Origin of the sequence: Microcoleus sp. AS-A8 (assembly GCA_039962225.1) — a bacterium.
Classification (GTDB): domain Bacteria; phylum Cyanobacteriota; class Cyanobacteriia; order Cyanobacteriales; family Coleofasciculaceae; genus Allocoleopsis.
Genome location: JAMPKV010000002.1, coordinates 543,906 through 568,384, shown reverse-complemented (window position 1 = coordinate 568,384; position 24,479 = coordinate 543,906). Strand labels below are relative to the sequence as shown.

Genomic DNA, 24,479 nt, shown 5'->3' with positions numbered 1-24,479 from the left:
TCACCTGATCGGGCGAACGCCCGCTATCAGTATTATTCGTCGGTAAATCTTCGAGCTAAACTAGTGCTTATTCCTGAATGAGGTGACATTAAAACTATGGAAACGCTTGCTTACCTTCATGTGGCTGCCGCCAACGAAGAACCAACAGACACCGATGACACCTTGGCGGCGATCTGGAAGAACCCTAAACTTTTGACGGGTCTTAATTCACCCCAGTTCTCAACTCGTGCAGCCGTTCCTCTGCTGTCTCTAACGGTTGTACTCGGTATCTTAGGATTGGCAAGACAGGCGTTTGCCATGGTTAAACCCGGCGATCGCAACTCAGAAGTGATGGCTCTCCAACAGCGTTTGCAGAGGCTGGGCTACTTTAACGGCCCGACAACTGGCTATTATGGCCCACTGACCAAGCAAGCGGTTCTCAGATATCAGCGAGCCAGGGGGCTGGCAGCGGATGGTGTGGTCGGAACCAGCACTAGATCCGCCTTACGGGGACAACGAAAGCAAGCGGTAGAGAAGATTGAGCCTTCTCACCCGATTTGGCAAATCGGCGATCGCGACTCAAAAGTCCGTGAGATTCAGAAAATTTTGGCAGATTCCGGCTATCCGAGCAGTACCAACGGCGTTTTTGATCAGGAAACCCAAGAAGCGGTTCGTCTATTCCAGCAAGCCGAAGGACTCCAAGTGGATGGGATTGTTGGCAAGAAAACACTGACTGCCTTGTCAGAAAAGCCTGAATCCAGAAACCTGGAAAATCAGTCGAATCCTGATGAAGTGAAGCTGAATCAGTCCAATCCTGATGAAGTGAAGCTGAATCAGTCCAATCCTGATGAGTTGAAGCTCAATCAGCCCAAGCCTGATGAGTTGAAACTGAATCAACCCAAGCCTGATGAGTTGAAACTGAATCAACCCAAGCCTGATGAGTTGAAACTGAATCAGTCCAATCCTGAACTGAAAAAGAGTATCCGTTGGGAATCCATAGAGGAACCTGAGGCTCAAGCGGTAGACGAATCGACGAAGAGTGTTTGGCAAATCGGCGATCGCGGCTCCAAAGTCAGTGAGATTCAGAAACAGTTGGCAACCGCAGGTTTTCAGAATAATGCCAACGGCGTCTTCGATTTGAAAACCCAAGAAGCCGTCCGCCTATTCCAGCAATCGAAAGGACTCAGAGTCGATGGAATTGTGGGAGAGCAAACCCTAACAGCCTTGTCCGGGAAGTCTAAAAGCCAGTTACAGCCTGAACCGGAGAAAACAACCCCGTGGTATGAGGACAATTCTGCTCCTCTCAACCCCTTTACCCGGTAGCTGAGTTTAGCGAGCTGTACGGTTCTGGATTTGGCCGTAAACGGCAACGAGTGGAAGCTCCCTTCGAGTTTAGGGGAGTTCTCCAAGCCATTATGTAAGCGAGTGCAACCTTACACCAGTAGCTGAGGATGACTGGTGGAAAATTCTCGTGGGATAAGGGGCTAGTACCTCTAAACAAGCCTAGTCCGGACGGGTAGGATGCCCATCCCAGAAAAAATTGGCTACGGCTCAATTACCAGTAAAATGTGCGAAAGCTTAAAAGCCTTGCTCCTAAACTCCTGAACTCCTATTTTCGAGCGAAATGGATCTGAGCCTGTGCATGATTGTCAAAAATGAGGAAGCGTCTTTGTCCCAATGCTTGAGGAGTGTCCAGGATGTTATCGATGAGATGGTAATCCTAGATACAGGTTCTGGTGATCGCACCGTTGAAATTGCCCAAGAATTCGGAGCTAAGGTGTATCACTTTGAGTGGTGCAACGATTTCTCTGCGGCTCGGAATGTGGCTCTCAACCATGTGCAGGGAAAGTGGGTGCTGGTGTTGGATGCGGATGAGGTACTGACGCCAGAAATTGTGCCTCAGATACAGCAGGCGATCGCGTTTGATCACAACCTGGTGATTAACCTGGTACGCAAAGAAGTGGGTGCTTCTCAATCTCCCTATTCCCTCGTTTCCCGGTTATTTCGCAAGCATCCCCAGATTCGCTTTTCTCGCCCCTATCACGCCATGATCGATGACAGCGTGCAAGCGTTGTTACAGCAGGAACCCCAATGGCAAGTTATTTCTTTGTCTACTGTGGCGATCGAACACTCTGGTTACCAACCGGGTGCGATCGCCGCACGGGATAAATACACCAAAGCGCGACAAGCAATGGAAGGATATCTTAACCAGCATCCCCATGACGCTTATGTATGCAGCAAATTGGGAGCGCTGTATATTCAGATCAATGAGGTCAGCGAAGGGATCAAACTCTTGCAACGGGGATTGCGGGCGATTCCAGTAGAGGCTCCGGTGTTATTTGAATTGCACTACCATCTCGCTAATGCTTACACGCGCTTAAAACAGCTTGAGTCCGCCGTAGAGCATTATCAAGCTGCCATCCAGCAACCGATTCTCCTCTCGTTGAAACTCGGAGCTTACAACAACTTGGGTAACTTGCTGTTAGGCGTGGGCGATTTAACCCATGCCAAAATGGCGTATGAAACCACATTGAAAATTGACCCCAGTTTTGCGGCAGGGCACAACAATCTAGGGATGACCCTAAAGGCACTAGGGCAGTTGGAGGGAGCGATCGCATCCTACCAGAAAGCGATTCAACTCAACCCTGACTATGCCGATGCTCAGCAAAACCTGGGAGTAGTGTTGCTGAAACTGGGTAAAGTACCAGAGAGTTTGGCGGCATTTAAGAGAGCGATCGCTCTGCACGAAGCACATAACGACTTGGCGGAAGCTCAACGCCTCCGCCAGGGACTACAAGAAATGGGCTTTCAGGTTTAATGGGGGTTGAAGATTAGCAACTTGACAGGTTAAACGTTCCAATCGACCCTTGGGATTCTTCTTTGGAGTACAACCTGCAACCTTCAATCTTCAAGCCAGATTAGAGATCATCATCCAAGTCGTCATCCAAGTCGTCATCATCATCGTCAAAGCCGCCATCCTCAGCTCCCATCAGTTCGGAGATTTCCTCTTCATTATCAAGGAAAGAGGCATCGTCACTATCACGCGCTACTAGGCGACCATTGGTTTCTAGCCAATCCAACAGTGAAGTTTCTTGCTTCACAGGAATGACATCAGCGAGTTGATCTCGAGGTTCTTCACGTAAAGAAGGATTGTACATAGGAAGATTCGGTGAGTGAGTCAATAAACGAGGATTAGAGCTTCTGTATTCTAGAGCTTAGCAGGGAGAAACAGCGATCGATGCGTCGGAATCTGACTTCGCTAAGCTAAGAGAGAGAACCGTCAAGCAACTTATCAAATCTACCCTAACACCTCATGCTTTCTTCTTGAAGAAACAGAAGCGAAGAGGTAACACCACAGGCATCTCCAAGTGGTGTTGCAGTACGAAAAGTCTCCTAAAGTAAGTATAAATAGAGGTAACTATCAGATGGTTAGTAAAACAGAACTACTAGAAGCGATCGCGGGCAAGAATCGCGGTCTGTTGGCGACCGAAACGGATAAAATAGCTATTCTTTCGACGGTTTCGCGATTGGAAGACCGCAACCCCACGCCTCGACCCGTTGAGGCGACTGACCTTCTAGAGGGGAACTGGCGTTTACTTTATACCACCAGTCAAGAGCTATTAAATATTGATCGATTTCCCTTGGCGCAACTGGGTCAAATCTACCAATGTGTTCGCACCTCAGGTGCCAGAATTTATAACATTGCCGAACTCCCTGGTTTCCCTTATCTCGAAGGCTTAGTCAGCGTTTGTGCGCGATTTGAGCCAGTGAACGAACGCCGAGTTAATGTCAAATTTGAACGGTTTATCATCGGTCTGCAACGCTTAGTTGGCTATCAGTCTCCGAATAGTTTTATCCAACAAATCGAATCAGGCAAAAAGTTTTTCCCATCTCTGGATTTTGGCATTGAGAACCGTGAGCAAAGAGGCTGGCTTGATATTACCTATCTCGACAAAGATATGCGAATTGGGCGAGGCAATGAAGGAAGTGTTTTTGTATTAACAAAAACATCATGATCAGCATCAATCATTGATAAAATACCCTCTTGCTTTACTCTGCCCCTCTGTGTCCTCTGTGGTTCATTTTATCTTGCAATTAATCATCCAAAATCCCAAATGCTATCCTCCCTCACGCCTCTTTCCCAAGGACAACTCAACCTACTCGAAACCTGCCCCCGAAAGTTTCAACACATATACTTAGAGCAGTTAGGAACACCCGTTTCCCCAGAGCAACAAGAGCGACTCCTTTGGGGAAGCCGCTTTCACCTCTTGATGCAACAACGAGAACTAGGATTGCCGATAGAATCGCTGGTTGAGGAAGATACTCAACTGCGACATTGGGTTACTGCCTTGGTAAATACAGCAACCGATGTTTTGACACCTGTTCCTCAAACTTTTCGCGAATCTGAACATTGCCGCACACTAAATTTCCGAGGATATTTACTCACTGTTATCTACGACTTATTAATTGAAGACGAGGCAAATGCTCAAATTCTCGACTGGAAAACCTATCCTCTCCCCAAAAAGAAAACCTGGCTAACCAAAGATTGGCAAACGCGATTGTATCTGTATGTGTTGGCAGAAACCAGCGATTATACTCCTGAAAAAATTTCGATGACTTACTGGTTTGTCAAGTCCCAACCGCAGCCGCAAAGCCTTAAATTTACCTATAGCAATGCACAACATGAAAAGACTCGTCAAGAATTAACTCGCTTGTTGAATAAACTCGCTCACTGGATGGAAAACTACTGTGAAAAGGGGATTCTCTTTCCTCTGGTGTCCGAAGAAAAAGGACATTGTAACGATTGTAACTTTGCCATTCGCTGTCAGCGGACATCGGAAAGTATATTGAGCGATCGCAGCGATTTGCTCCCTAATTTAGCTGAAATTAAAGAAGTGTCTATTTGAGAAATTTGCATTTTTATAGTGAGGTGTAATTATAGATTTATTCAAGAAAATTAAAGATTTTATTTATTCTGTGATTTTGCCTTGGTATAGTAAGTCTTTGAGTGTTATTAATTCTTCCATTAGCTATAATTTCTTTGTTGTGTAAAAGTGCGATCGCGCTTTATTAAAATATTTTTCTCAGGTTCACAAGTTATTTATCTGCTACATCTGCTGCTGATGTTTTTCAATCTCTGCAATAGGCAACAACAAAGTCTCCTCAATCTCCTCCCTGACTTCAGCACTTACTATACAATCGCTATTCAGACAATCGGCTAGTAATGTATTAGCATCATAATATTGCTTCAGCACTTCCCACTGCTTGTCGGTCAACTGCAAATCATTACCAATATTGGGTCATAAATATAGTACTCTTTCACAGCGTAGCGCTCGTAGAACAGCAACTTCCTGTCCATCTCATTCTGTGTATTGCTAGGTGAGAGGATTTCAAACACGACCTGTGGTGCTATATTTCCCTCATTCCATTGTTGGTAAGAACCGCGTGAAGCGTTTGCGTAGCATGGTGCGATAACAGCAAAACTATCCCGAAGGGAATCACTTTTGGGTCTACCAAACACCACCATAATATCCGGGGCATTCACCATATTCGGTTTTTCCTGCACGGGATACCAAAATAAATCCCCTGCAACAAACACATTCGGATCATCGGCAAACAACCAATCCGAATTTTGCTGAATCACAACAATCCAGCGAAACTGTGTGGTGTTATTTGCCATAGGCTGTCCATCACTATCGGGGTAGATGACCTCTGACTGGCTGGGCGATTCGAGTTAAGATACCATTCCCTCAACGTCCGCAAGGCTGTCAATACAATAAACCCTTTGCAACAATCCCTTAGACTCCTCCCCAGCCCTCTCCTCGTATGAGTTCCAGTTACCAAGGGAAGGAAGCAAGATTCTACTTAACTTCCCCTGAGTAGGAGATTTAGGGGGTAATTCTTTGACTGATGCAACAGATCTAATGCCCTTAAGGTAACATGACGCCAGAACTCGCGGTCGTCAAGAGTGGAAAAGAGCGATCGCTCTCTCTAGCCTCTTCGAGAAGTCCATCCATAAAACTGTTAAACAACTCCGGATTTCGGTGAGCTTCCCAGTAATGATTAGCAGGACACATTTTCAATTGATAAGCCTTCTGATATGCAACAGTTGGCTTCAGTGAAGATGGTCTAATTTTCTCTAGTCTTGGTGTAATTCTGCGTAATAGATAAATAAGGTTCCGAGCAGCGTTAGCGCTGATTTAATAAAAAGATTTAATTTCTACCATTTTTTTACACCTCTCACTTCTATTGGGAAGCTGGGAACATAAACTGTTGTCATGTTCTAATGGATAGAACCCCAATGATTAAAACTAACATTTGGGTGTTTTTTAGCTTTTATGTAATTTACGCCCTGTTGAGTGTACCGCTTTTTTTATCAACCTCTGATGGCTGGTTAGCGGTCTTTCTTTACTTAATTTTTGGGAATGTATACTACATTCTCAGTTCTATTTTGTTATTTCTCAGTGCCACATTTCGTACCCGTCGGGGACGGACGAAAGTGAAAGTTAATTTGAATTTATTGTTCAAAATAATTGGCTTTCAAGTTTTTGTGGTTCTGTTTAACTATAGAACTTGTGGTGATTCTCTCTGCTACGAGGGATTCCTGCCCAGTCTCTTGGAGGAAAACAATATACCCATGGTGATCACACCACCCTTCGTCGTGGTCGTGTTCGCGCTGCTTTTGTACTTAATTTTGTTATCGCTGTTCTTATTAGATGTAGCTTGATTTTCAGGAAAAAAAAGACGGATTCAACTATTGCGGCTGAAAAAAATAGCGGCTAGAATAATCAGCCCCAAAAGGGCTAAAGGCACCCAGAGATTAGAAAGCTCTATCATTTGGGGGTGTTGTCCTGGCTATCACCATTTTTAAATTAAGAATAATTATAGATTTTTTGTAGAATGTAAACCAAGCTTTATTGGAGGGCTAATGTATGACCTTCCCAGACTTGGTGACTTGGCTAAAAGAACGAACAGCTTTCGGTATTCTTTCCGAGGACGTGATCAATGCGATCGCGCAAGTGATGGAAGAGCGCGTAGTGCCCGGTAACACGCGCTTGGTGATCGAAGACACACCCGTTGAATCTCTCTACATTCTCCAACAAGGGCGTATTGAGAGCGACCGTGCTAACCAAACGAGTTCTGCTTGGGCTATAAGTTGGCTCCCAGGAGCCATTATTCATCTACAAGAATTACTATTTGACCAAGCGGCTCAAAGAACCGTCAAAACTCTCAGCGAATGTCACCTGTGGATAATCCCTGCCGAACAATTTCAGGGATTACTCAGCCAATACCCCGAAATTTCCCAAGCTTTTTCGCCCCAACTCGCCGCTGAACTCGCTAAACTGTCTTCTCAACTCAGTTACGAGCAAGAGCGTCAGGCTATCTTAAGAGCTTATTTAGTGAGTAAGGCAAAACGCGGAATTATCGGTAAAAGCCGCTATGCTGTGCGACTGCGGCAACAAATTAAAAAAGCAGCGGAAGACCGCAAATCAGCACTCATTTTCGGCGAACCTGGACTAGAAAAAGATAATATAGCCACTCTGATTCACTTTGGTTCCGCATACCGACGGGAACCTATTATTAAAGTCGATTGCAGCACCGTACAGGCAAGTGGTGCAGAATTGTTCGGGCGAGCGGGAGGTAAACCCGGATTAATTGAAGCCCTCCAACAAGGCACATTGATTCTGAACAATATTCAGGAATTACCCCCAGAATTAATGCCAACTCTCGCTAATTTGCTAGAAACCGGCACGTACACACCCGTTGAAAGAGAGCAGGGCAACAACCGGGAAGAACCCCATCCAAAATCTAAAATCCAAAATCCAAAATTGCAATGTCAGGCTCATATTGTCATGATTTCTGAAAAAGCTCTGCCAGACATTGAACATCGGGTGAGTCATTTAATTAAAGTTCCACCCCTGCGGGTACGGAAAGCGGATATCAGCGACCAGATGGATTACTACATTAGCCTCTGGTGTCGGGCGAAAGGGAGTTCTAAACCCCGTGTAACACCAGAAGCGCTGCGTCGATTACAGGCGTATGATTTTCCGGGCAACTTGAGGGAATTGCAAAACCTCCTAGAGCGATCGCTTGTACAATTGGGCACGGCTAAAGAACTCACTGAAGAAATTGTCTGGCCTTCTCAGAGTAAGAAGAAACAATTTCGCTTGAATCTGTTAAATGCTTATCCTGGATTGAGGCGATTTTTAAGGAGTGAGTGGTGGCCTGATCGCCTTAATTACGGCTTGACATTATGGTTGTTTGCCTTAATCGTGATGTTGGGATTCGTTGGCCCCCAAAATCGTCAAGAAAATTTTACGTTAAATTTATTCTGGGCGTGGTGGTGGCCTTTAATTTTGGTGGGCTTTCCCTTTGTGGGACGCCTTTGGTGTGCGGTTTGCCCCTTCATGATTTATGGAGAAGTGACCCAGAAACTTTCCCTCAGGTTATGGCCTCGTCAGTTAAAACGTTGGCCTAGAGAAGCCGCTGAAAAGTGGGGAGGCTGGTTTTTGTTTGGCCTGTTCACCTTAATTTTTTTGTGGGAAGAACTTTGGAATTTAGAAAATACGGCTTACCTCTCGGCTTGCTTGCTCCTGCTAATTACGGCTGGGGCGATGATTTTTTCTGCCATATTCGAGCGTCGATTTTGGTGTCGGTATCTCTGTCCTATTGGGGGAATGAATGGTTTATTTGCTAAGTTATCAATGACGGAACTACGAGCACAGCAAGGGACTTGTTCGGCGGAATGTACGACCTATCAATGTTACAAAGGCGGCCCCCAAAAAGGTGAAGGGTTGGAAACGGCGGGTTGTCCATTGTATTCTCACCCAGCTCAATTGGAAGAGAACCGGGACTGTGTGTTGTGTATGACTTGCCTCAAAGCTTGTCCTCATCGCTCCGTTGAGGTCAATTTGCGCCCTCCAGGAATTGAGCTTTGGACAACTCATAATCCCCGCGCTTATGAGGTGGCGCTACTCCTATTGTTGCTCGGTGGCATATTTCTGCATCGATTACCGGAGATACAGGCAGAATTAGGGTTGTCCCTAAATTTGCAGGATTTTTGGCAACATTTTGGTTTATCGCTGGCTGTGTTAGCCATTCCCGCCACTATCCCGTTAATTGCCTATGGGGGGGAGCAGTTATTTTACCGACTCATTCAAGCTCTAAAATCCCCCATACCCAATCCCAAACCTAAACCGTTTGTAGAGCTAGCCTATGGATACTTACCCTTAGTCCTCGCTGGTAACTTAGCTCACTATTTGCGCTTGGGTTTAAGTGAAGGTGGACGGCTGTTGCCCGTGACGTTGGCGACATTTGGCTTGAGTGGTGAAGGGTTGCCTGTGTTTGTGGCTCATCCGGCTGTGATCGCCTTTTTGCAGGGGGTGACGCTGATTTTTGGTGTACTTTTGACGATGTTTCTAACGCAAAAAGTTGCTTGTCAGCCGATGCGATCGCTCTTAGCGCAACATCTGGCATCTGTTATTCTCGGCGTCTGTCTTTGGGCAATTATTGTCGGTTACTAAGTGATGACATAGAACAAAAAAAAACCTCAGCGGATTGCTGAGGGTGGTCATCAGGGTGCATCTAATATTTATTAATCCGACATGGATCTCCTGGTATCCGGAAAAATTGAAATTGTCCGAAAATTATTTAGGGACTTTCTGATCGCTCACTCTTGTTGGCATCAGCTTTCTTGGGTTTAGGGCAAGTTTTTTTAGTACGATTCTTATAAACCCAACCGGGGGTCGGAGAGCTAATCTCTATATAGCCATTTTGTTCTTTTCCAGTAACAGTGATTGGGGTTCCTGATTTGATAACTTCCCCGGTTTTTTTACTTCTGGGTGATTCTCGTACATTTGATGATCTTCTCATCGTGAAAGTACAACCATTTGGGTCTTGCACTTTCTCAGGTTCAGATTTTGAGTCAGATTTCTCAGGTTCAGGTTTTGAGTCAGATTTCTCAGGTTCAGGTTTTGAGTCAGATTTCTCAGGTTCAGATTTTGAGTCAGATTTCTCAGGTTCAGATTTTGAGTCAGATTTCTCAGGTTCAGGTGTGACGTTCGATTTATTAGGGTCAGGTATGGCGTTCGTTTTATTCGCCGTTGTCACCGCAGAGGGTGAGGGTGGACGAACCATCGAAAAAATACCGGCGGCAACGACTAGAGTAGCGGCACTTGTTCCCAGGATTAGGGGCAATTTGTTAGGGATTCCAGAAAAAGAACCCGCACCCATTGGCGATCGCGAAGGATTGTTCCGAGGAACGGTTGCCGTTTCCTCCATCAAATTGCTCGATGGCAAAGCGGCTTGACCTGAGGGCAAAGACTTCAGTGAGGCGATCGCCTGTCGCGTCTTCAGAGCAGATATATTCTGAATCGTTTGCAGCACCTTAGAGGCAGACTGATAGCCATCTCTGAGGTAGTAACGGACTCTCTGACTCGCGATCGCCGCAAAAGCCTTTGCTGCGTTGGGATTGGCGAGTGGCTCCAGCGCTTGCAATGCCTCGGTTGCTGACTGGTAGCGGTATTTGAAGTAATGGCGTACCATCTTACCCAGGACAGCCGCCAACGCCTCGCTGACTTGAGCCTGTTGCTGCCAGATGATTTCTCCCGTATCCGGGTCTTCTCCAAATTGGGTGGGATTCATGCCGGTTAGGGCTTGGATACCAATCATGCCCAGAGCATAAAGATCACTACTAGTACGAGGTCTGCCTTGTCCCTGTTCGCTGGGCATGTAACCTGGAGTACCAATGGCAACCGTCTCTTTGACCAGTTCTTGGGCAACGATCGATTGCATCTGCACTTGCTTAACGGCACCAAAGTCCACTAAAACGACTTTGTTATCGTGCTTGCGACGGATTAAATTCTCAGGTTTGAGGTCGCGATGGATCACACCGTTAGTGTGGACAAAATCTAGGATATGTAAGACTTCTTGCAGCAGTTGAATCACCTGGCTTTCGTTCCACGGCTGACCAGGTTCCAGTTCCACATTGAGCGGATGTCCGTCGATAAATTCTTCGACTAGGTAAAACTCTTGGTTTTCCTCAAAGTAAGCTAAAAGTCTAGGAATCTGGTCATGATTGCCCAACTTTTCCAGAGTTTCGGCTTCGCGAGTAAATAGGCGTCTAGCAATTTGCAAAAATTCGGGGTCGCGAGAAGCGGGTTTGAGATGTTTGACCACACAAGTGGGATTGCCCGGTCGGCGAGTGTCTTCGGCGATGTAAGTATGACCAAATCCGCCTTGGCCTAGAACTCGAACCACCTGGTAACGCTGGTCTAGTAATGCGCCTATCATGGTATTGCTCGCTCCCCCGCAGTAAACCGTTAGCCTAATAGACTTTTCAAGCCAGAAACCGTGTTTCCGGATTTTTGTAAACATATGTGTGGATGAACCTCGGATGTACAGCAACTCGACACCCGCGCAAGTTTGAAGCTGACAAACATTCAGTTTGGTATGAGCCTATTTTTGAAACTTTTTTGGAATGGGAAAGATGCCCCTGCGCCAAGTGCAATTTTATGGGCGCGATCGCTTAACACCCAAACGATTCCCTGATCAGGCCGACCCTGACTTGTAGATTGACAGGGGAGCGATTACCCTTTCAGGGTAGCGTCCCTTGGGCCATCAGGGCAATGCCATAACCTTGCGGTGAGGTGAAGTTTGACCCAACGAGAAGCCCCTTGCCTAATAAATTTCTGGCAGACCTTGTTCGCTTCATAAGGTATCGAAGTCATGGCTGAACTTAAACTGCGCCTAAAACGGGAAAATACGGAAAAAACGGTGTCGGTGAATCGGGAGGAATTTACGATCGGTCGATTGCCCGAATGTAACTTAAACTTGCCTTTCGAGGGAATTTCTCGATACCATGCCCGCTTGTTAAAAACGGCCTCCGGGGTGTGGACGATTGAGGATATGGGGAGTAAAAATGGGACACTCATGAATCAACGCCCTGTGACTTCGCCGGAAAAGATCAAGGACGGCGATGTAATTTGGCTGGGAGATATTAGGCTTGTGGTTATTTTGGTCGAGCCGCCTCCAGCGAATACAACACAGGAACCCCCCTCAGCAAAAGGAGCCACCATCCTTCACAATGTCAAAGAACTGCAACAGCATTGGATACAAGCGAGTGCTGACCGTGATGATATCAGCAACAAAGACAAGACGATTGCCCGCCTCAAAGACTTGGTGGAGATAGCTAAGAGTCTGAGTGCGGCTGAATCGATAGAAGCAATATTCTTTCAGGTACAGGAGGTCGTTTTTCGTTACCTGAAGAGTATTGATCGATTAGCGTTGTTAATTGATGTGAGTGGTGAAGGGCAACTTGAATTGCTCAATGCTGCAACCCGAAATGTCTCCCACCAGAAGAATTTGTCTCCTGATGGCAGTTGGATTAGCCAAACTATCTGTCAAAAAGCATTTACAGAAAAAGTGGCGATTCAAACGGCGGATGCCCAAGTCGATCAACGTTTTGAGGGGCAACAGAGTATCTTACTCAAAAACATTGGTAGCGCCATGGCTGTTCCCCTCTGGGATGAAAATAAGGTGGTCGGTGTTCTGTATGCCGATGCCCATTTTTCTTCAATCCATTGGGCAGAAGAAGGAGAAGAAGACCTCAGTTTTTTTTCAACTTTAGCGAACCTCGTAGCCTCTAGTGTGCAACGTTGGCTCTTGCAACAAAAGCTCAGAAGTGAAGAAATGATTCGGCAAAGATTAGAGCGATATCACTCTCCAGCTGTCGTGCAACAGTTGATATCAGTAGGTGCATTACCAGACGGTCGTTTATCTCCCCAAGAGAGTGAAATCAGTATTCTTTTTGCAGATATTGTGGGCTTTACGGCGCTCTCAGAACGGTTAAGCCCCACAGAAATTGCCCAATTACTCAATGGTTTGTTTGAGGAAATGTTGCAAGAAGTTTTCGCCCTCGGCGGGACTTTGGATAAGTATATTGGTGATTGCATCATGGCGTTTTTTGGCGCTCCTGAACCTCAAAAAGACCATGCCGACCGGGCTGTTGCCGCCGCCCAAGGAATGCTAACTCGTTTAGAGAATCTGAATGCCAATCAGGTCTTGCGCGAACCTCTGCAATTACGAATTGCGATTAATAGTGGAAAGGCCGTAGTTGGTGATGTCGGCAGTTCTCAACGGGTAGACTATACGGCATTAGGAGCCACAATCAATCTAGCTTCCCGCATGGAAGGCATCTGTCCCCCTGGTGAATGCGTCTTGAGTGAAGCAACCTATCAAATGCTGTCGCATCATCAGGGTTTAGAGGAGATGGGAGAACACCGTTTCAAGGGAATTGACCGAGCGATACAGGTTTATCAGACGAAGAGGCGTTGAGACAGTATTTGCCCAAAAAAAACCCTCAGCGGGGGGGCTGAGGGCGGTCATCAGGGTGCATCTACTGTTTTTTAATCCGACATGAATCTGAAGGTATCCGGAAAAATTCAAGAAATCCCCTCACCCGCTAAAAAGGCCAGGGGGATTAGCCAAAGTCCCTGACGATTAGAAATTGCTGCTACACCAGCGAAGATATCACATGGAGTTCATATAGTTTGCCAATTTCGGCGGATTGAGTCGGTATACTCTCAGAATTTAGATGATTTCAACCAACTGAATATCAAACGTTAGGTTCTCGCCAGCCAGAGGATGATTGGCATCTAAGGTTACCTTGCCATCAGAAACCTCTGTAATAAAAACTGGAACAGCTTGCCCATTCGGCTGTTGGACTTGTAATTGCTGACCGACTTCCGGTTCCAAGTCTGGCGGCAGTTGTTCTCTGTTGACCTGGATCACCATTTCTTCTCGATAAGGGCCATAGGCTTGATCCACAGGAATTTTTTGAGTTTTTGATTCTCCAGGAGCCATTCCCATCACCGCTTCCTCGAAGCCGGGGATGACTTGTCCCTGATTAAGTGTGAATTCTAACGGTTCACGGTTGACGGAGGAATCAAACACGGTGCCATCGTCTAGTTTGCCCGTATAGTGAATTTTGACAGTGTCACCCGATTTGGCTTGTACCATTTTTACTGTCCTTTGGACATGATCAACTCCTCTAGAGTAACAACTAGAGGTATCGGCGGAATACTCTCGACTTGGTTGGGGGTGCAATCGGCTTGGCTAATAGACTTCTGGCAAAAATCCTTGAATCACTTCTTCCCAGGTCTCCCCTTTATAACGGGGGTTGATTCAACTTTTTCAACAGGTCTAATGTGTTGTGTGCGATCGCCTTCCAATAAAAAACCCTCAGCGAGTTGCTGAGGGCGGTCATCAGGGTGCATCTACTGCTTAATCCCATATCTTGCTCACGGCGTCCGGATAAATTTCAGAAGCTCAAGGAAAAAGTGAAACGTTCAATCATCAGTTGCGTCAGGGCAGTCACTGAATTCGGCTCTCAACCTTCGTCTCCTCCTCGGCTTGCCTATTCGCAAGTCAGCTCAAAAAATACATAAAATACAGAAATTGTAGGGAAATACCCTGTCCTGCGTTAGTGCCGCAGACTCTTAGGCTTATCGCCACTGACAAATCTCATGCCTGAACCCCAACTGCAATGGCAAGTCTCGCCACCGTCTGAAATCCCCCAATGGTTCCTAGATGCCATCAAACCCCATGTGCTCGCTCAAGTTCCAAGCGATAGAGATGGGCATCATGCGGCCCAACTTTTATGGAAACGGGGCATCCGTGATGCTCTTGCACTGCCCGGTTTCTTAAATCCAGATTTTTACCAACCCGCGAATCCCTTTGAATTTGGGCAAGAAATGCACTGGGCGGTGGAACGCTTGCAACAAGCTTGCCGAACCGGTGAAATGGTGGCAATTTGGGGAGACTTTGACGCCGATGGCATTACTTCAACCGCCGTTCTCTGGGAAGGCTTAGGACAGTTTTTACCGCAAGAGTGGCAGCTCATTTACTATATTCCCAATCGCCTCACAGAATCTCATGGTCTGAATCATCAGGGTATTGATGCGTTGCAAAAACAGGGTTGTCGATTAATCGTAACCTGCGATACGGGTAGCACCAATCTAAGGGAAATTGACTATGCTCAAACCCTAGGAATTGATGTGATTGTGACCGACCATCACACCCTCCCAGCACAGCGTCCACCTGTCAAGGCGATTATCAACCCCCGCTATTTTTCCCCCGACCATCCCCTGTTCCATCTTTCCGGTGTTGCGGTTGCCTACAAGTTAATAGAAGCCCTTTATCAAACCTTACCCGATGTTCCCCAACAACCGTTAGAAAACTTGTTAGATTTGGTAGCCATTGGATTAATTGCTGATTTAGTCCAACTCAGTGGAGATTGTCGCTACCTGGCACAACTCGGAATTAGACGCCTGCAACAACAATCCAAAACCCAAACCCAAAAATCCAAAATCACACGTCCCGGTGTGGCTCGCTTATTGGAATTATGCCAGAGAAATGGCGATCGCCCCACCGATATTTCCTTCGGACTAGGCCCCCGAATTAACGCCGTTAGCCGCATTCAAGGCGATGCATCTTTCTGTGTGGAATTACTCACCAGTACGGATGAAAAGCGCTGCGAACAACTGGCAACCGAAACAGAATTAGCCAATACTCGCCGTAAGTCTTTGCAAAAAGATGTAACCCAGCAAGTGAAAGCCAAACTTGAGCAAATTGACCTTTCAACCACGAGTGTCATTGTCCTTGAAGACTCTCAATGGCCTGCTGGTGTTCTCGGCTTAGTTGCAGGGCAAATTGCTCAGCAATATGGACGCCCTACTATTTTGTTAAGTACAGAAAATGATGTTGATTATAAATTAGAAAATAAGGCGCAGGAAGCGACAATAATCCAGTCTCAATCACAACCCGATCCTCCAAAATTTGCCAGGGGTTCTGCGCGTTCTGTGAATAATATTGACCTTTATCAGTTGGTGAAGTCCCAAGAACACCTGCTGCATCGCTTTGGTGGTCATCCGTTTGCCGCAGGATTGAGTCTCTTAGTTGAAAATCTGCCCCTGTTTACTGAAGCGATTAACCAACAGTTACGGCAACAAGTATCGACTACAGGTGCCTCGCTCACTCCCGTACTCGAAGCTGACCTGATTGTAACCATAGCCGAGTTGGGCAAAGAATTATTTTATGAACTTAAACTACTCGAACCCTGTGGCATGGGAAATCCTGTGCCGAAACTGCTGATTCAAAACTGTTGGTTTGAGGAAGTTAGAAACTACAATACCCAAGACTTTAAAGGACGAAAAGTACAATTCATTAAAACTGAATTTGAAATTTGGGACAACTCTTGCCATAGCGGATTCCCTGGGATCTGGTGGGGACACTACAGAGATGAAGTCCCTAAAGGAAGATGCGATGCGATTGTTGAACTAGATTACAACAATTACAAAAAACGCCCCGAAGTGCGATTACTGGCGGTGCGTTCACGGGTGGATCTATCCTCGTTTAGTATTCCCACCCGATTAGATTGGATTTTAGACTGGCGCGGTGTAGATGAGGAGATGGAAAGCCAAAGCTTTACTGATAGCGCAGCAAGACTGAGTGAGGAGAGGCATGAGGAGATGGGGAAAAATCCCAATCCCAAATCGATTGCTCCCCTCACGGTTAGCGAGTGTCCCACCAGTTGGGACGAACTGCAAATCTGGTTTCGCCGTGCGATCGCATCGAATCGAAAATTAGCGCTGGCTTATCCACCTCCCAGCCAACTATCACCGGCTGAAATCTGGAAACAACTCGTGGGAATTGCCAAATTCCTCTGCCGCACGGGACAAACGGCGACTTTGGTGCAATTGCAAGAAAAGCTGGATTTGAGCGATCGCATTCTCCATTTGGGACTGGATTTAATATCACAAATTGGTTTTAATGTCAAACACAAAGATTGGGCGATCGCCATTAGCGGACAACCCTCGCTAGAAGTAACTGACTCTGCTGTTAATGAAGCCATCCAAAAATTTCTAGCCGCTGTTGAAGAAGAACAGTTTCTGCGTCAGTATTTCTATCAAGTGCCCCTATCTACCCTTCAATCCCAAGCGTGGCAAATTACCGAGCGGCTGTTTGCATGACAAAGTTGGGAATCTAGTTTTAAGACGGGTTTGCACCAGCCAAAGCCTTCTCTAAATCCGATAACTTCACGTCACCGGAAAAGGCTTCGCCATTGAGTACAAAGAAGGGAGTGCCTGAAAGTCCCAACGTCTGAGCTAACTGAAGATCCTCCTCAATCGCCCTATCGGCATTGGCTTGATCTTGCTCAAACTTCTCCAAATCCAGATTTAGGCTTTTGGCAGTCGCCAGATACAACGAGTTGCCCAACTTGTCTTGCTGGGAAAATAGAGCATCCTCGTACTCCCAAAATTTACCTTGCTGAAATGCCGCCCAAGCGGCTTTAGCCGCAGGCATGGCTTCGGGGTGAATGGGAGTGAGAGGGAAATGTTTGTAGACTAAGGTAACTTCATCCGCATGTTTGCTCATAAACTGTTGGATGATTTTATGAGCCTGTGCACAGTAGGGACATTGAAAGTCTGAGAATTCTAATAGCACGGCTTTTAAATCAGTTGTGCCCGTGGTGGGAGAGTCGCGAATCACAACTTTAGGATTAGTTTGTAGTGCTTGCACGAAAGCCTGCCGTATCTGTTGCAGTTGTGATTGTTGTTGCTGCTGGTAGGCTTGAACAGATTGCACAATGACTTCTGGGTGTTCGCGGATGAGCTGCAAGATTTGTTCAGGGTGATTGCGGAGCACCTGCAAGACTTGTTCTTCAACCAGAGGACTAACTTGGGTGGCGGCTTGTGCAGGGAGTGATGGGGTTAGGAGTGTCAGGCTCAACAGTAGCAACAACCCTGTTAGTTTTAATGTTGTCTTCGCTAAGCGTCGGAAACGGATGAAGGTATTTTTCAACAATTGTGATCGATACATAAAGTACCCTGTAAATGGCTAACATCAACCACTTTACTTGCCAGATTTGATCACGAACGGGTTTGGACTGGAATCTACTCAAGCTTCAACTCCTCTTGACGCTCACATCGAAAATCGGAGTTACGCCAAGCGGCCAAATCCACAGCAGAAAGTGGCACTAATTTCAAGCATCTCGGCTGGACAACCTGACTCAACACCGCCCAAACCAGACAACGGCTGATATCCAAACCCGCCTTCAGAACAGATTCTCGATTTCCGGGTGTGCCCTTGTGTGAGGCAAGATCTGTCTCGACCCAAATCCCATGAGCGCCCAACAGAATCTGTGCCATCCACTTCGCTCGCGGTAAATGGCTGCTAGAAGTAATTAACTTAATTTTACGAATACCCCACTGTTTGAGAATTGGGAGATTAAAGTAGAAGTTATCAAAGGTAGAATTGGCACACTTTTCTAACCAAACTTGGCGGATAGGTGCCTGTTCTCGTTGAAAAATCAGCAAGATGCAGGGGTCTTCCGAGCCTTGAGAGATCAAAACTCGGACTTCTGGATGCTGTTTGGCTAACTGGGCGACGTAGATCTCTCGATCAATCCCACCTCCCAGGACGAAAAACACATCGACAGGTTCCGACGCCACCGCTTGCAATCTCACAGTGTTAATCAGCAGCCAGCTACCCAGGAGGATACCCAAAATCAGTAGACTAGTGCTTAGGAAACGTCGCCCCCTAGATCGAAACCAATTTTTAAAACTAACCCAGTTGCGTGGAATGAGTGTACCTCTCATGTTTTATGACCCATGCTCGGACTTGGCTCAAGCCATCAGCGCTCATCATGAGTCTCACTGTATCAGCAGGACACTGAGCAAACTGGCACAAAATTTATCTAGCTTGGCAATTCAACTTGAGTATATTAGCCCTAAACCGATATCTCCCCTATCAGTAGTACGATCGCTCTCTAGCGTAAGCTGAGTTTAGACTTTAGACCCAGGGTCTCTCTTCAACAGGCCGCTTTACAATAACGGATAACCATCTAACGCCAACCTCGTTTTAGCCATACTCCATGAATCAGCACCCAAAACATTTCCCTTGGCTCAAAGGCGTCTTCTTCTCTGGAGCGATCGCAACAACCGCCGCTTTGTCTCTCATCGTACCCATGGGGGGTCGCTCTGTCTTTGCCGCACTTCAGGATAGCCCCAAAAACCTAGTTGATGAGGTTTGGCAAATCGTTAACCAGGAATATGTGGATAACAGCTTCAATAACGTGGATTGGCTAGCCACACGGCAACAGCTCCTGAGCAAAAACTACACATCCAAAGAACAAGCCTACGAGGCCATTCGGGCTGCTCTCAAGCCGATAGGAGACCCCTACACCCGTTTCATGGACCCCGAACAATTCCAAGCGCTCACAAGCCAAACCTCCGGTGAGCTTTCTGGGGTAGGGATTCGCCTCGAACTTGACGAGAAAACGAAGGCTTTGCAAATCGTCACACCCATTGAAAATTCTCCAGCGGCAAAGGCAAAGCTGCAACCGGGAGACGGCATCGTCGCCATTAATGGCAAATCAACCAAAGGCATGACTCTGGAAGAAGCTTCATCCATGATTCGGGGAGAAGTGGGCACATCCGTCACATTGCGAATTTCCCGCAAGGGAAAGCAGCCATTTGATGTTAAGCTGAGCCGTGCTCAAATTGAACTCCCAGCCGTTCATCACACCCTCAAGCAGGAAGGTCAGAAGCGGATTGGCTATATCAGCTTAAATGAATTTAGTGCCCATGCTCCGGAACAAATGCAGAAGGCGATTCAGAACTTGGAAAAGCAGAAAGTGGGTGGCTACGTGTTAGACCTGCGGGGAAATCCAGGGGGGTTACTCAACGCCAGTGTGGAAATTGCCCGCATGTGGCTAGATAGCGGCTTAATCGTCCGCACGGTAGACCGCAAGGGTGGGGATCAGAAGTTTTCCGCTAATAACACGGCTCTAACGAAGTCGCCTTTAGTTGTACTCGTGGATGGCAACTCCGCCAGTGCCAGTGAGATTCTGGCGGGTGCACTCAAGGACAATAAGCGGGCGAGTGTGATCGGCAGCAAAACCTTTGGGAAAGCGGTAGTGCAGTCGGTTCATTCTCTATCGGATGGTTCCGGCTTAGCGGTGACGATTCAGCATTACTTCCCACCCAATGGCGAAGATATTAACCACAAGGGGATTGAACCCGATGTCAAACTGGAATTGACAGAGGCACAAGAAAAGCAACTGGAGTCTAATCCAACCTTACGGGCGACCCAGGAAGACCCTCAATACAAACAGGCGATCGCAACTTTAACCATGAATGCCTCCCGACCCGGTTTAGGTCAACAGCCTAAGCCGCTCAGTATTCGGTAACGTGAGCAGGAGGGGGAGAAGGAGAAACGTTCAACGTTCTATATTCTCATCCCGAAATCAACAATCAACCTTTTCCCCATCTCCCGTTTTCCTGATCGTCTACTCCCCCGTCGCTGTTTAACGGGATGTCAATTAAGACAACTGCTCAAATCCGAGTTCCAGGGTAAAGCTACGCATCTTGCCGATATCACGCTGGGCTTTATCAGCCACTTCAAGCGTCCAAGTTCCTTGGGGGCTTTTGCCCTTACAGACCGCTAATCCCGGTGCATTTACCTCGTCGTAGGTTTTCTTGATGTTCCCAGTGGCTGCCCCCTCGCGATTGTGCAAAAGCATCGGGTCTACACCCATTTCCACAGGAGCTTTAAGGGTAACGACCAAGTCGCCAATATAAGTATGCTCAATATCCACAGAAACTTTAATAGACTTGATTAGCTCTGGATTGGCGATCGCTAAAGTCAATGTAGATGTCTCCAAGTCCTGAATCGGTACATCCTGCACCGCCGTGAAGATGGAAACAGGAGACTCTTGCTCTGGCAAGGCCAATTCAACCGCTTTGCGAGCATTTATTCTACCGTAGCCATAGAAGGGACTGCGACCACTAGCATCGTAATTCCCTCCCTGTTGATCGATGCGATCGCAGGATTGTTTAATGATGTCCCGCACCTGATCCCAACGTAAATTCGGGTTGCGGGCAATGATCAAAGCCGCGATACCCGCCGCACCCGGACAGGCGCTAGAGGTTCCCCCAAAACTGTTGGTATAGTTACCAGCCGCGTCACCCTGATTGGCATTCCCCGGATTGTAGCCCACCCGACCCGAACGATCCGTCGTCCAAATTCCAGGGGTTTTTGAGGGTCTGCCGTCATTGCTAGGAAAGGCACACCAAACAGCATTGCCGAAGTCGCTATAAGCGCTTTTCACGCTCGAATCATTACAAGCGGCTACCGCGATCACTTTTTCGTAGCTGGCGTAACCGTCATTATCCACACTTTCATTCCCATTCCCCGCCGCAAACAAAATCACACATCCCTTGGCGTTACGTCCCTGGTTAATGGCAAAGTCCATAGCCAATCGCGTGGAGTCAGGCAGAGGCACGACTTGGTTATGCACAGGATCGTTGGGGTTGTACCAAACGCCATCTGGCGGTCCCCAGCTACAGGAGATCACATCCGCACCATTTTGAGCCGCCCAAACAAAGGCATCCGCTTCTGCCTGGGAACCCAGTCCGGAAGCCAAACGAATCGGCATCAGCCGTGCCCCCGGTGCGACACCCGATGCCCCAACATTACCGTTAGCACAAGCCACACCAGCACAGGCAGTACCATGGTTATCCCGGTTCCCTGGTCTTGGCTCGTTCGTTTGACGGGTCACATCGCGAGGTGCAACGATCTTGCCAGAGGTGCGGAACTCCTCATGATCGAGATCCATCCCGTCGTCAATAACCGCAATAATTGTGCCTGTGCCATTGCTTAACGGCCAAGCCGCCTCAACGTTGGCATCGGCATTGATGGCCTGACCATTAATGGTCGTTGGCTTCAGGTGCCACTGTTGGGGGAAAGCCTGACGTTTGCTAATCTCACGCACTAATTCAGGATGGCAAAATTCCACAGATTCCTCGGAAAGAAGCCGAGAAGCGATGTCAAAAATAGCTAAACCTGTATTCTCTGGTGCGCTCACAAAGTAAGCGTTTCGTGCATACCCAAGTTCACGCTTAATCGTTAAACCGTATCGTTCTAAGATTTCTTGACAGGCACTAGACGGCGCTTCATCATCGAACTTAACAAAGAAGTTTTCGGTATAAACGACCGGTTTCATCGACTGTGGATCAACCAAAACACGCCCAGCAAATTGGATTTCAGGCTCTTGGTTAAGAATGGCTCGTGCACTGTCACCCAAAGCACTGCTCTCACGGGGATCTTTAGCGCGCAAGATTTCTACACCCGCTGCACGAAACCGGGTTTCTAACTCGAACTGATCGAGAATGTTGCGGGCTTCGGGTGACACGGGCGTGACTTCATAAGGTCTTGTTTCGGTAAGAATACTGCGGTTTTCCGTGCGAACTACAATGTGTTCATTACTAATTGTTAGTTCATACGGTTCACCGTTTCTACCGCCATAGCGGACTGTAACCATAACTCAACTCCTGGGATAAAGGTCGTGAACTCTTGTGCCTAATAGGTGAAACTAAAGTTTACGGATGCAGCAATTAGACGAGGAGCCGCTACAAATCGCTCAATCAAAAATACAAAGTGGGTCATTCATAATGGATTCATGTGAACCGTACCCAACTCCTCTATCTGTCAGTTGATACAAGTCTTGAAGCCGTGTTTCCCGAAGAGATAGATACCACTTAAGGAAGATGATTTATTGGCCAATTGAGGTATTTCTGGTAGCAGAACCCTTGCAGATTCACACTCCCCCTGTGATGGCAGAAGTGAGATTCCAGAAAAACTCCTTTTCCGAGTATCCCCAGCAAATTCGCTCTGGTACCCATCAGTCTGCTGTCATATACAGCCGTCAATCGGGGTACTACGCTGTACACTACAAGCAACCGGACACAGCAGCTCCCGGAGCGATTTTACAACTGAATGAGGGTGCGATCGCTGTTTTTCCTGGCGAACCGGATGAACCCGAAAATGATCTTCAGTTGGAATCCACGACAGGCACCCTAGGGCCAATTTATACACTACAACCCGGTGGTTCCTTCGCCGTTCCCACGGGATTGGTTTTCATCCGCTTTGCGGAAGGAGTGGAAGTGGACACACAGCACGAGGTAATCCAAAATGCAGGCTACGAAGTCGCTCAGAGCCTCTCCTACGCCCCAAATGCCGCTTGGCTGCGTACTCAATCCGGCAGCTTGCTAGAAGCCCTGAAGGGAATTTCTCAACTAGAAGCGATGCCCCATGTCGAAGCCGTTGAACCCCAGATGTTGATGCAAAGTACTCCACGTTAGCCAGAGCTATCATGATCCAGATCCATGGGAACGAACCAACCGATTCCTCCAAAACCTCTGCGTCACTCCGCGCTGCGCTCTGCGATCTCTGCGTTAAAAAATAAGATGCCGAGACCAAGAAAAAATCAACATTTATACCAAATCCGCCTTGATAACCCCCTTTTTGCTTGAAGTCTTTTCTTTCTCCTGTCCTCACTAAAGCTCCGGTTTGCCCTTTGCCTTCTGCCTTGTCTCCACTAAAAAAGGGGTATTTAACCCGGATTTGGTATTACCCATCACAACTTCAGTTGACGGACTAGATGCATGAGTTCTGGCAAAATGAGCTGTTGCAGGGCAAGTTTAACAGCACCCGTTGAGCCAGGAATGGAGAAGATAAGCTGAGTTTGATAAACTCCTGCAATGGCGCGTGAAGCGATCGCGCGTGAGCCAATTTCCTGGTAACTTAAGAACCGAAACACTTCCCCAAATCCAGGCAACGTCTTTTCCAGTAATTTCTCCAAAGCATCATAAGTGGTATCACGCGGTGCAATACCAGTACCCCCATTAAAAATCACCGCCTCCACGTCTGTGTGTTCTCCCAGCGCCTTCAACTGGGACTGAATTTCTTGAGGTTCATCCTTGAGAATCGCATAAAAACTAATAGAGTGACCCGCATCCAAGAGTAATTGTTGAATTAGCTGACCACTTTTATCCGTTTCGGGCGATCGCGTATCACTAACCGTAATCACAGCACAATTCACTGTGATTGGGGCGGAATCGGGGTGAGGTTGTTGAGCCATAGACTGATACCCAGTGGCGTTCAAAGATAGTAGATCACTTGGATGGGAAGATGGGGAGATGAGGGAAAAATAAAGTACTACGTTTGACGGCAACTGTGTATGAAAACAGCAATCCTTCAGGTCGCCACAAAAGTGTACCTGAAGGAAGGCTCTATTTATTTTGCCTGAGTAAATCCAAGATCATGCTCTTGGGCATATCGTTCCATAAAACGCATGAAACGATCCCACTCGTCTGGGGATTTGATTAGAACAAAGGCTTCTAATGCAGTTGGCTGACCATTGACAAATTTGCCCTTAACCTCTCTCGTGACAATCTCACCCTCTTCATCAATCAAATACATCCCAGTGATTTCTTCTGTACTATTGCTGTCGAGAGCTTTGGGATTTTCAAAAATAAATGTGGCAGTCCCATTACTACCGTCACGAGAACGGGTTAGACGCACGTCAGGAATAACTTCTTCGTCAATCCCTCTAGAAAACTGAATTTGAGCCATGACTGAGTCCAATCAAATATGCG

At 47.1% G+C, this 24,479-nt stretch carries 19 protein-coding genes and 2 pseudogenes; 10 read left to right on the top strand and 11 right to left on the bottom strand.

Translation table 11 applies throughout. The features are described 5' to 3' along the window. Positions 1-96: 96 nt before the first annotated feature. On the top strand, positions 97-1,302 hold the full coding sequence (locus NDI48_05510; protein MEP0830663.1) for a peptidoglycan-binding protein: 1,206 nt from the start codon (positions 97-99) through the stop codon (positions 1,300-1,302). Positions 1,303-1,603: 301 nt separating this feature from the next. After that, positions 1,604-2,797, top strand: a complete 1,194-nt coding sequence (locus NDI48_05505) for a tetratricopeptide repeat protein (protein ID MEP0830662.1) — start codon at positions 1,604-1,606, stop codon at positions 2,795-2,797. Between the two features lie 100 nt (positions 2,798-2,897). On the opposite strand, the gene NDI48_05500 is transcribed toward NDI48_05505, so the two are convergent. Continuing rightward, positions 2,898-3,137 (bottom strand): DUF3134 domain-containing protein, encoded by a 240-nt coding sequence (locus NDI48_05500; protein MEP0830661.1) that lies wholly within the window; start codon positions 3,135-3,137, stop codon positions 2,898-2,900. Positions 3,138-3,404: 267 nt separating this feature from the next. Here NDI48_05500 and NDI48_05495 point away from each other — a divergent pair, with 267 nt between their 5' ends. Then, on the top strand, positions 3,405-3,995 hold the full coding sequence (locus NDI48_05495; GenBank protein ID MEP0830660.1) for a PAP/fibrillin family protein: 591 nt from the start codon (positions 3,405-3,407) through the stop codon (positions 3,993-3,995). 99 nt (positions 3,996-4,094) lie between these two features. Continuing rightward, positions 4,095-4,886, top strand: a complete 792-nt coding sequence (locus NDI48_05490) for a PD-(D/E)XK nuclease family protein (protein ID MEP0830659.1) — start codon at positions 4,095-4,097, stop codon at positions 4,884-4,886. A gap of 201 nt (positions 4,887-5,087) precedes the next feature. Here NDI48_05490 and NDI48_05485 read toward each other — a convergent pair whose 3' ends face one another. From NDI48_05485 to NDI48_05475, 3 genes and pseudogenes are all read right to left on the bottom strand, one after another. Next, positions 5,088-5,261 (bottom strand): hypothetical protein, encoded by a 174-nt coding sequence (locus NDI48_05485; GenBank protein ID MEP0830658.1) that lies wholly within the window; start codon positions 5,259-5,261, stop codon positions 5,088-5,090. 14 nt (positions 5,262-5,275) lie between these two features. Continuing rightward, positions 5,276-5,686, bottom strand: a pseudogene (locus NDI48_05480) (Uma2 family endonuclease). 223 nt (positions 5,687-5,909) lie between these two features. Beyond that, positions 5,910-6,056 (bottom strand): hypothetical protein, encoded by a 147-nt coding sequence (locus NDI48_05475; GenBank protein MEP0830657.1) that lies wholly within the window; start codon positions 6,054-6,056, stop codon positions 5,910-5,912. 224 nt (positions 6,057-6,280) lie between these two features. On the opposite strand from NDI48_05475, the gene NDI48_05470 reads away from it, so the two are divergent. Together NDI48_05470 and NDI48_05465 are read left to right on the top strand one after the other, a co-directional pair. After that, a complete protein-coding gene (locus NDI48_05470; protein MEP0830656.1) occupies positions 6,281-6,706 on the top strand; it encodes a hypothetical protein in 426 nt (141 codons plus the stop codon). 205 nt (positions 6,707-6,911) lie between these two features. Continuing rightward, positions 6,912-9,503, top strand: coding sequence for a sigma 54-interacting transcriptional regulator (locus NDI48_05465; GenBank protein ID MEP0830655.1), 2,592 nt, complete (start codon positions 6,912-6,914; stop codon positions 9,501-9,503). 127 nt (positions 9,504-9,630) lie between these two features. Here NDI48_05465 and NDI48_05460 read toward each other — a convergent pair whose 3' ends face one another. Continuing rightward, entirely contained in the window at positions 9,631-11,271 is a 1,641-nt protein-coding gene (locus tag NDI48_05460) for a protein kinase (protein ID MEP0830654.1), read from the bottom strand. 435 nt (positions 11,272-11,706) lie between these two features. On the opposite strand from NDI48_05460, the gene NDI48_05455 reads away from it, so the two are divergent. Beyond that, positions 11,707-13,314, top strand: coding sequence for an FHA domain-containing protein (locus tag NDI48_05455; protein ID MEP0830653.1), 1,608 nt, complete (start codon positions 11,707-11,709; stop codon positions 13,312-13,314). Positions 13,315-13,569: 255 nt separating this feature from the next. Here NDI48_05455 and NDI48_05450 read toward each other — a convergent pair. Next, positions 13,570-13,995: pseudogene (locus tag NDI48_05450) on the bottom strand (peptidylprolyl isomerase). Between the two features lie 509 nt (positions 13,996-14,504). Here NDI48_05450 and NDI48_05445 point away from each other — a divergent pair. After that, positions 14,505-17,009: a DHH family phosphoesterase gene (locus tag NDI48_05445; protein ID MEP0830652.1), complete on the top strand. Its 2,505-nt coding sequence runs from the start codon at positions 14,505-14,507 to the stop codon at positions 17,007-17,009. Between the two features lie 19 nt (positions 17,010-17,028). On the opposite strand, the gene NDI48_05440 is transcribed toward NDI48_05445, so the two are convergent. Both NDI48_05440 and NDI48_05435 read right to left on the bottom strand, forming a co-directional pair. After that, on the bottom strand, positions 17,029-17,859 hold the full coding sequence (locus tag NDI48_05440; protein ID MEP0830651.1) for a thioredoxin domain-containing protein: 831 nt from the start codon (positions 17,857-17,859) through the stop codon (positions 17,029-17,031). Positions 17,860-17,933: 74 nt separating this feature from the next. Then, positions 17,934-18,545, bottom strand: coding sequence for a YdcF family protein (locus tag NDI48_05435; protein ID MEP0830650.1), 612 nt, complete (start codon positions 18,543-18,545; stop codon positions 17,934-17,936). A gap of 368 nt (positions 18,546-18,913) precedes the next feature. Here NDI48_05435 and NDI48_05430 point away from each other — a divergent pair, with 368 nt between their 5' ends. After that, positions 18,914-20,230, top strand: coding sequence for a S41 family peptidase (locus NDI48_05430; protein ID MEP0830649.1), 1,317 nt, complete (start codon positions 18,914-18,916; stop codon positions 20,228-20,230). Between the two features lie 132 nt (positions 20,231-20,362). Here the strand turns inward: NDI48_05430 and NDI48_05425 are convergent, their stop codons facing one another. Beyond that, on the bottom strand, positions 20,363-22,363 hold the full coding sequence (locus NDI48_05425; GenBank protein MEP0830648.1) for a S8 family serine peptidase: 2,001 nt from the start codon (positions 22,361-22,363) through the stop codon (positions 20,363-20,365). Between the two features lie 226 nt (positions 22,364-22,589). On the opposite strand from NDI48_05425, the gene NDI48_05420 reads away from it, so the two are divergent. Further along, a complete protein-coding gene (locus NDI48_05420) occupies positions 22,590-23,183 on the top strand; it encodes a hypothetical protein (GenBank protein MEP0830647.1) in 594 nt (197 codons plus the stop codon). Positions 23,184-23,458: 275 nt separating this feature from the next. Here NDI48_05420 and NDI48_05415 read toward each other — a convergent pair whose 3' ends face one another. Further along, positions 23,459-23,962: a molybdenum cofactor biosynthesis protein MoaB gene (locus NDI48_05415; GenBank protein ID MEP0830646.1), complete on the bottom strand. Its 504-nt coding sequence runs from the start codon at positions 23,960-23,962 to the stop codon at positions 23,459-23,461. A gap of 155 nt (positions 23,963-24,117) precedes the next feature. After that, on the bottom strand, positions 24,118-24,456 hold the full coding sequence (gene psb28 / locus NDI48_05410; protein ID MEP0830645.1) for a photosystem II reaction center protein Psb28: 339 nt from the start codon (positions 24,454-24,456) through the stop codon (positions 24,118-24,120). Between the last annotated feature and the right edge of the window lie 23 nt (positions 24,457-24,479).